The following is a 7,590-nucleotide window of genomic DNA, read 5'->3' as shown; positions in this document are numbered from 1 at the left end:
GACCGCTGGGCGTTTCTGATGAACTTTCGCGATCCGTCTAACCGACTGCCCAATGGACAACCCTTCCCGGTCGAGAACCTGGACGACATCGAATTCATCTTCATGTACTCATTCAACCACCCAAACGATGATCTCACTACCAAAGTCCGATTCCAATGGGAAAGAATGACGACCGCCATACGTCGATGACTACCTTAGCGACCTGTTGAGAATCCGTGAATATTATTTCAATGTTGGTTCTCCCATTGGTGGAAAGTGAGCGTACGGCAATGTGCATATACTGTGATGGACAAAGGTGGGGCGCAAACGTTGCTCGACGTGGGCGAAGTGAATCAACTTTATTGCGGAGAAACCTCTCACATGCAGGGAATCATCGACTATATCGAGCTAAATAGAAACTATCAGCAACTGCTGGGACAACTGACACAACTGAAAGCATAGTGAAGAACATCGATTGCGCCCGCTGAAGTTTCGGGTAGACGGACTTGAGAAACGAGACAAAAGGTAGGCCAATGTCTGGTGCCAAGATACCAACGTTACACCAAACGAGAACCGAGGAGATTACAGATGCGAGCTGCCGATATTTCTGACGACAAGGAAGGACTGCTGGCACAGGTGAAAGAGCTGAGAAGTGACGTTGAGAAACTCCAGAAGCAGCTGAACGATTGCCAAGCCATAGCCGAGCAATTTAAGAAGTTCAACGATCGCTTTAGATATTTCGAGACTGGTTGGGCACAAATTTTTGTCAGTAACGAGGGTCACAATGTGAACTTCCATCCGACGGGAATTTACTTCGCGGACATACACGGAAATCCTTATGCCGATGTCATCGTCCAAAAGAAATAGAACCCCACAAGAAGGGAGAATCGAAGTTAAAGAGGAGATCCGCTTTGTTTGAAAGTCCAGCTTGAGTTCGCTCGGATGCCGGTGTGGTGATGGTGAGTTTGGCATCGGTAGTGATGCAGGCACCGGAATTTGCCGCTGCCGCCGGGCGGGCGCGATACGAGTAATCGATCCAGGTGTCCAAGGGATGTGATCGAAAGAGGCGGGTTCGGTTTCTTGGGGAACATGGTCATGTGGATCACGTCGCTTGACTGTGAAGCGAGTCGTCGTGCCAACTTTGTGCCGAAAAAAAGTCAGCCTCGCGCCTGCAGATTGAACAGGTGCAAATTGAGCTGGGAAAGAAAGTCTCACCCAAGTTGGAGAGTAAGTTGTTTCTGAGCTCCGGGAGACCTTTCGATAGCTGAACAACCCACATAGCCATCGGCCGTCGGTCACCGAGATTAGCATGTAGCTTCGCAGCATCGACGAGTTGGATCACCCGACCAACAGAGATCTCGAGCGATATCAGTTTCAATCTGATCATTTTGTTAAGAACTCTCACTGCTCAACTGTTCCGAAAATTGTCAAGTTTACTGCCGGTGAACTAGCTTACACACAAGCCTGACACGGTTAGTGCGAGCATTTTCTACAAAGCCGATTTCACCAGGGATGGGCCGACGACCAGTTTCCGCCACAGATCTCTCTGCTTTCCCCAATCTCGCTCCGCCGCAATGGCCTGCACCTGACGCAAAATGATCGGATCATCGCCACGCGTGATCCGGGGCAAGTTGAGGATCGTCTCTTGAATGTCCGGTGCCAGCAGCAGCATGTTCATGATTTGCGTGATCCATGGCCGTGTCACATGGCCCAGTCGAGCGAGCTCCGCATAAACGGTAATCGCTCCCTCGCCGATCAGTCGGTCGCATCGAATTGCCAGCGCCATCAGCCCGGTGATACGCGGTATACGACCAACCGGTCGACTGGTTGATGGATCAACGCCAAGTTCCATGACACGTCGGCTCCCACGACCATGCCTGTCAAAATGGATCTCGGATTCAACAGTATGCGATCGAATCATTTCTCTTCTCTCTGCGTCTCAAACTCTTCGCCGAAAGCTTTGATTCCGGCGGGATGGAACGTCACCGCGACTTTGCCGTTCTTTCCGTCATAGTCGACTCGTTCGACGAGCAACTGAATTACGCGGCCCTGTTCCTGCGTCGACAACGCCGCCCCGATGAGGTCGAAGGCCGACAGAGCATCTGCCACTTCGCCGTGGTTGATCACCTTCCCGTTTAGCGACGCAACAGTTCACGAACCTCCGTCGCCCGACGTTCCGCCCCCTGTACGCGGAACTGGAGATCGGCCAGTCAGGCCACTGATGCGGATTCCGGCCCGGAGGCGCCAACTTGGGGCACCAATTTGCAGAACCCGATCTGCGAGGTGTCACTGACACCAGTGAGCGGCGGTTTTGAGCGGGTTCTGGAGCCTTTGCTTTGAGAGTCGCTTACGCGAGAACGTTCGTGAAAACACGGGATTTCTCGGCGATTTCGCTCTTTAGAAGAGTAGGGCGGGACTCGTTTAGAAATCCGTTGCTCTATCCAGCTGAGCTACGGGCGCAATTCTTTGTTCTATCTCTTTGTTGGTGCCGCCGTCTGACGTCCGCTGACATCGCCTCACGGTCTGGCAGATGTTCCACGTATTGTGAACGAAACTCAGGTTTTGTGCTGATGGGATGAGCGGCTCATTTTTGCCAGAATTCATCTGTCGGCACAAACTCCAGCTTTTCTAAGCTCAAGTTTCGGTGAAGTCTACAGTTTCTCAAGATTCGGGCAAGCCAGCGAAGCTCTGTCGCTAGATCCATGGATTTCTTTCTCGGAGAACTGTCGGGCCATGGCGAGCGGGGCAAGTTCAATTTGTTCGGCTCGTTGACGAAAACCAGCGGCGTGAGGGGCGACTGGCTGCAACGTTGAGAAGATTGAATTTCACGCCATGAGGGGTCCTCGCAGTGGAAGTATTGAGAGTCACTCCGTTGTCCAGGTCCCAATGAGTGAGCGAGTACTTGCGGCAGGGAAGTGGGATTCGGTCCGTCGGAATACCCTTTTCCATTCTCGCTCCGGCCTGCTTCTGTGGCGGGTGCGGGAGGACTTCGTTGACGGTCGCGGCGGTCAACGACAAAAAAATGGCCCATTCAGCAGGTACGAGACAAGAACTGGAGCGGAGGCAGGCAGTTCGTGAGCGATGTCAGTAGCGGCATCGGTAGTAGATTACCGCTTCGGTGCAGTGACGCCATCACTTCCCGATTGTTAACGACTCCAGTTCCAGCTTTTGTCGATTCGTGTCGGCTGCGCTCTTTGCTGGTTTGGGGGTCGGTTTCTGGGGAGATGATGGGGGCGGGGCGTTATATGCGTCCTGCGTATCGAGACAGAGCTTGAAAATCTGCTGCATGAACAGATTGCCCCAGGAATTTGCCGTTTTCACGTAGATGGAGAGCCATTCTCCCTGGCAACCGATTCGCTGCTTGAACTCGTCCGCGGCCGCTCCGATGTGGATGACACGAACGCCCGGTACAAGCGCGTCCTGGATTCCTCGATAGACGATGTTGAAATAAAGGTCGGTATCGCGATTCCAAGCGTCGTCCAGTCCCATAACGATCAGCGAGTGCTGACCCAATCCCGCCACGGCGCAGCCAAAACCGACGATTTTTTCACCCTTGCGAATGATCGTGTAATGGGAGTCATCGGGCATCTGCCGTGCGAGTTCATGAAAGAACGCCAGAGGGATTCGTTCGAACTTGACGTCAGCTCGTTCCAGGACTCTCACATACAGTTCATAGACCTCGGGAGTGATGAGGTGCTCAATGCCGTCGCGTCCCAGGACCTGTTCGCACGTCAGACCCGCTTCGTCGAAACGGCGGAAGCTGCGTTTGATATTCTGCCGCGTGGAACTGTTCCGGCTGGCCAGGTACTTATCGAAGGACCCGTACTCGCCCTCAAGGTGATAAGCATAGACACTTCGGGCCTTGAGGAAGCCGAACTGCGAAAGCCGATCCATCCGCTTCGCGAGAGCGGGAGGGAACTCTTTGAACGAGATGAGTCGGCAACGTGCTTTTCTGGCAATTTTGATTGCCGTTGCATCGAGTGCGGTGAGCAGCGCCTCGTCGTCGACATTTTCGGCAATCGCTAATTGATGATCGCACATGCTGATTGGCAGACCGCACAGCAGGATCGGAAGCCTCATGAACCCCGACCAGACCCGTCTGACCCGCGAAGCCAGATTCTGGATGGTCGATGGGGCCATCATTGATCCATCGACCATGAACCGAGAGAAACACGTGGCAGCAACTGCACGTCCATTCTCATCCCTGAAAATGGCGTACCAGATTTTCGACTCGGCCGCGAAAGAGATCTCTACCGCTTTAAGGAACCGGGGATCGAGTGAGATATTGTTGGTCTGGCGGCAAATTTCCCGCCATTCCTCTTGATCAACGTCATCGATCGATTCGTAGAGTTCACACTGGTATGTCGTCGGCTTCATCTGTTGTTTCCGCCACATATTGCAGGCAATTGCGGGCTACTCAGCGGCGCTCGCATGAGTTCGCTTTTTCCACAATCGCTTCCAGATCAGGTTCATCGTTTTCAGGGGACTGATTCGCAACAGCCCACAGGCCCGAATTGTCGCGAATATATTTGCGGGAGAGATTCCGGGTGCGGTGCAAACATAGCTGTTAGAGTAGTTTGGGCGGAAGCGGCTCTTGAAGTGGTCGATACCGTCCAGGTCAAACAAGACAGAGAAGTGATTCCGGAAGTAGGTCAGGCTGTTCCGCAGGAACGGCTTGTCACCAGGAATCGGATCCTCACAGTTTCTCGCCAGAGCAATACACAGGTTGAGCTCCTGAACTCCTTCAGTCTGCATCCGCAGTGCAATCTGGTGGAACAGGTAGGGGACAGTGCCTCGAACACAATCGGCGCGGTGACGATAAATTTCGGTGGACCAGGATTCACCTCCGTTCATCGGGTTGCAGACCACGTACCCTTCGATTCGACTGCCGTCGGCCTGTTCCGTCCGGGCGACGAAAAGTCGCCGGAATCCGAGTTTGTGGGCGCCGAGGGAGCCGTCGAAGAAAGTCAGCTCACTGACCTGGGGCTTCATTTTCATGGTGTCCCGGCACACGTCCTCCAGTTCCCCCAGGATCTCGGTCCAGGCATGCTGAGACAATTCTTGGGGCCGAATTTCTTCGACCGTGACGCCGTGTCGGATGCAGTAATTCGTTTGCCGACGGACCCATTCAAAGCTCTTGCCGGCAAAGGTGACCGTTCGGAGGTTGATTACGGCATCTTCGCCAATCTTATTGGCGATGTATCCTTGAGCACGGAAGACAGGTAAATCTTCTTCGGGAATGCAGAAGAAGCTGGCGCGCCAGTGGCGGGAATTTGTGAATTCGAGAAATTCCCGCAGCAATTTTGGGCGATCTTCCGGAGCAGCGATCAACCCGCCGCTAATCAGGACGTTTCGTCCATAGCGTTTGTAAGAGACGACTCCGTCTCGGTTGCTTGACCAAAACGTTTCCCGTCCCGGAGCTGTCGCCAGATAGGAATCCGGCTGATGTCCATGTTCGTAAACGAACTGCATCAAGGGAGAGGCGGCGACAAGCGTCTCCGGTCCCACCGACATTTTGACTAACGGAAGAACGGGCTCGAGCGTGAGCATTTCAGCCATATCATTTACCTGTCAAAATCAGCCTGGGAGCAAAGCGGCGACTGACGGACGTGCAGTCGTCGGAGTCTCTACGAATCTGAGACGATTCAGGACCCGACAGTAGCGCGAAATACCCCAGACCACAGGTTTGCATACGAAAACAATTACGCAAAACCTACAACCGGCGCACTCGTTACAATCGGTATCCATTGGTCAAGGAAGACGAAACGCGAGGAAACGATGTTCCAATACCGCCGCAATCACCTGACTGGAGGTAAATCGAATCGGATTTCAGCAAAAATCCGTTAGAGAGAGGTCCAGAACAGCCAGTCAGACGACCAGATTTATCGTTCGCACCTGCAAGGGCTATCCATCGCCAGTTCACGAAACATACAGCCGCAGCCAAACTGCCCGCCCGTCGTCCACCACAGTCGTTACATTGGGAGAAACCGGACCAAGCTGGACTTCGAGCTTGTCACTTTGGCTATGCAACACAGCGAGACACCACATGCCAGAGTAGCGAAATATTCGAAATAATCTCGCATAATTCTAAAAGTCGCCCAAACTTTTTTGGAAAAGCCTGCCATGTGGAAAGCCCAGCTCCGCGGATGCGATATCCTCTGGTTCACACCTGAGCGATCGGAAATTCGATGATCCTGCATATCGATATGGATGCCTTTTATGCCTCCGTCGAAGAACGGGACAATCCGTCCCTAGTCGGTAAGCCGGTCATCGTGGGCGGATCCGTGGAAGGGCGGGGAGTGGTCGCGGCCGCCAACTACGTGGTCCGCGAGTTTGGTGTCCACAGCGCGATGTCCGCGGCCCGGGCCCTACGCCTGTGTCCACATGCCATCGTGATTAAGTCACGTATCGAATACTACGCGGAAGTCTCTCGTCAGATTCGCGAGATCTTCGAGCAGTTCACGCCGCTGGTTGAGCCCCTGTCGCTCGACGAGGCTTTTCTCGACGTCACGGGAAGTGAAGACTTGTTTGGATCCGCAGCAGAGATCGGCCGCAAAATCAAATATCGGATCTGGAGCGAACTCAAGTTGACGGCGTCGGTGGGGGTCGCCAATTCGAAGTTCGTTGCCAAGATTGCCAGTGCACTCAAGAAGCCGGACGGCTTCGTCGTGGTTGACGAGGATGCGGTGCAGGCCTTTCTCGACCCACTGCCGGTAGGACGGTTGTGGGGAGTAGGAAAGGTGACGGGACAGGTCTTTGACAGGCTGGCGATTCGTACGATTGGCCAGTTGAGACAGATGCCCCTGAATCGGCTGAAGGAACTTTTTGGGACCGCAGGGGAGCATTACTGGCAGCTCGCGCAGGGAATCGACGGCCGCAAAGTTGTTCCAGATCGGGAAGCAAAGTCAATTTCCAACGAGACGACATTTGCGGAAGATATTTCTGATCCGGCAATTCTCAGGGCCTGGCTCGTTGACCTTGTCGAACAAGTGGCCCGTCGAATGCGACGTCACGATCTCAAAGGACGCAGTGTCGAGATTAAAGTCCGATTTCCCGATTTCCAGACGGTAACGCGGTCTTTAACCGTCACAGAACCGACGAACATCACCCGGGAATTACTGGAAGCGGGGCTGGAACTTCTCTTGAATCGCCTGCCTCAACGGCAGCAGCCGATCCGATTGCTGGGGTTTGGCGTCAGCCGGTTTGATGGTTCGGAAAAATCTCAGCAGTTGCTTTTTGATCAGCCCCATCGCCAGCGTCAGCAGCAGCTGGATCGCATCGCCGACCAGATTGCTGAGAAGTTCGGCAAGTCAGCTATTCATCGCGGGACTCGGCTCGACAAGTCCGGAGATTAGCTGCTGACGACGATCTGCTGATTTGCCCGCGGTGTGGATTTACGCGGTGTGGATTTACGAATCGTGTCGCTCAGGACGGGTTCTATGGGTTGCTTCTGAAGGGCATCCACAGCATTCTGTCACATCAATGGATATTGTTCCCAAATTGTCTACGCGGTGAGGATATTTCCTGATGAATTCGTCAGTGATTCGAGCTTTTTCGGTGATCGCTTCATTTCTTTTTGCATTCAGCCCCCTTTTCGCAGATGAGGCATTT

General features: G+C 53.6%; 9 protein-coding genes. 4 read left to right on the top strand and 5 right to left on the bottom strand.

Going from position 1 to position 7,590, the window contains the following annotated elements; translation table 11 throughout:
• The 3 genes from VGE80_RS19560 to VGE80_RS19550 all read left to right on the top strand — a co-directional run.
• On the top strand, window positions 1-189 hold a 189-nt coding region (locus tag VGE80_RS19560), incomplete at its 5' end, for a hypothetical protein (RefSeq protein ID WP_440593831.1).
• 96 nt (window positions 190-285) lie between these two features.
• Window positions 286-441 carry a hypothetical protein gene (locus VGE80_RS19555; protein ID WP_440593830.1) on the top strand — a complete coding sequence of 52 codons (156 nt, stop codon included), beginning with the start codon at window positions 286-288 and terminating at the stop codon, window positions 439-441.
• Window positions 442-567: 126 nt separating this feature from the next.
• A complete protein-coding gene (locus tag VGE80_RS19550; protein ID WP_440593829.1) occupies window positions 568-846 on the top strand; it encodes a hypothetical protein in 279 nt (92 codons plus the stop codon).
• Window positions 847-1,468: 622 nt separating this feature from the next.
• Here the strand turns inward: VGE80_RS19550 and VGE80_RS19545 are convergent.
• The 4 genes from VGE80_RS19545 to VGE80_RS19530 form a co-directional block, all read right to left on the bottom strand.
• Window positions 1,469-1,831 carry a hypothetical protein gene (locus VGE80_RS19545; protein ID WP_440593828.1) on the bottom strand — a complete coding sequence of 121 codons (363 nt, stop codon included), beginning with the start codon at window positions 1,829-1,831 and terminating at the stop codon, window positions 1,469-1,471.
• 65 nt (window positions 1,832-1,896) lie between these two features.
• Window positions 1,897-2,106, bottom strand: coding sequence for a hypothetical protein (locus VGE80_RS19540; RefSeq protein WP_440593827.1), 210 nt, complete (start codon window positions 2,104-2,106; stop codon window positions 1,897-1,899).
• Between the two features lie 1,005 nt (window positions 2,107-3,111).
• The gene (locus tag VGE80_RS19535) at window positions 3,112-4,356 is read right to left on the bottom strand and encodes a GNAT family N-acetyltransferase (protein ID WP_440593826.1); all 1,245 of its coding nucleotides are present in this window, start codon (window positions 4,354-4,356) and stop codon (window positions 3,112-3,114) included.
• Between the two features lie 36 nt (window positions 4,357-4,392).
• Window positions 4,393-5,538, bottom strand: a complete 1,146-nt coding sequence (locus tag VGE80_RS19530; RefSeq protein ID WP_440593825.1) for a bifunctional lysylphosphatidylglycerol flippase/synthetase MprF — start codon at window positions 5,536-5,538, stop codon at window positions 4,393-4,395.
• Between the two features lie 629 nt (window positions 5,539-6,167).
• Here VGE80_RS19530 and dinB point away from each other — a divergent pair.
• Complete coding sequence (dinB, locus tag VGE80_RS19525) at window positions 6,168-7,334, top strand: DNA polymerase IV (protein ID WP_440593824.1); 1,167 nt, start codon at window positions 6,168-6,170, stop codon at window positions 7,332-7,334.
• A gap of 54 nt (window positions 7,335-7,388) precedes the next feature.
• On the opposite strand, the gene VGE80_RS19520 is transcribed toward dinB, so the two are convergent.
• Window positions 7,389-7,590: hypothetical protein (locus VGE80_RS19520; protein WP_440593823.1), on the bottom strand; the 202-nt coding region annotated here is incomplete at its 5' end.

The organism is Schlesneria sp. (assembly GCF_036405755.1).
Classification (GTDB): domain Bacteria; phylum Planctomycetota; class Planctomycetia; order Planctomycetales; family Planctomycetaceae; genus Schlesneria; species Schlesneria sphaerica.
The sequence above is the reverse complement of the archived record's forward strand: the minus strand, read 5'-3'. Positions and strand labels throughout refer to the sequence as shown.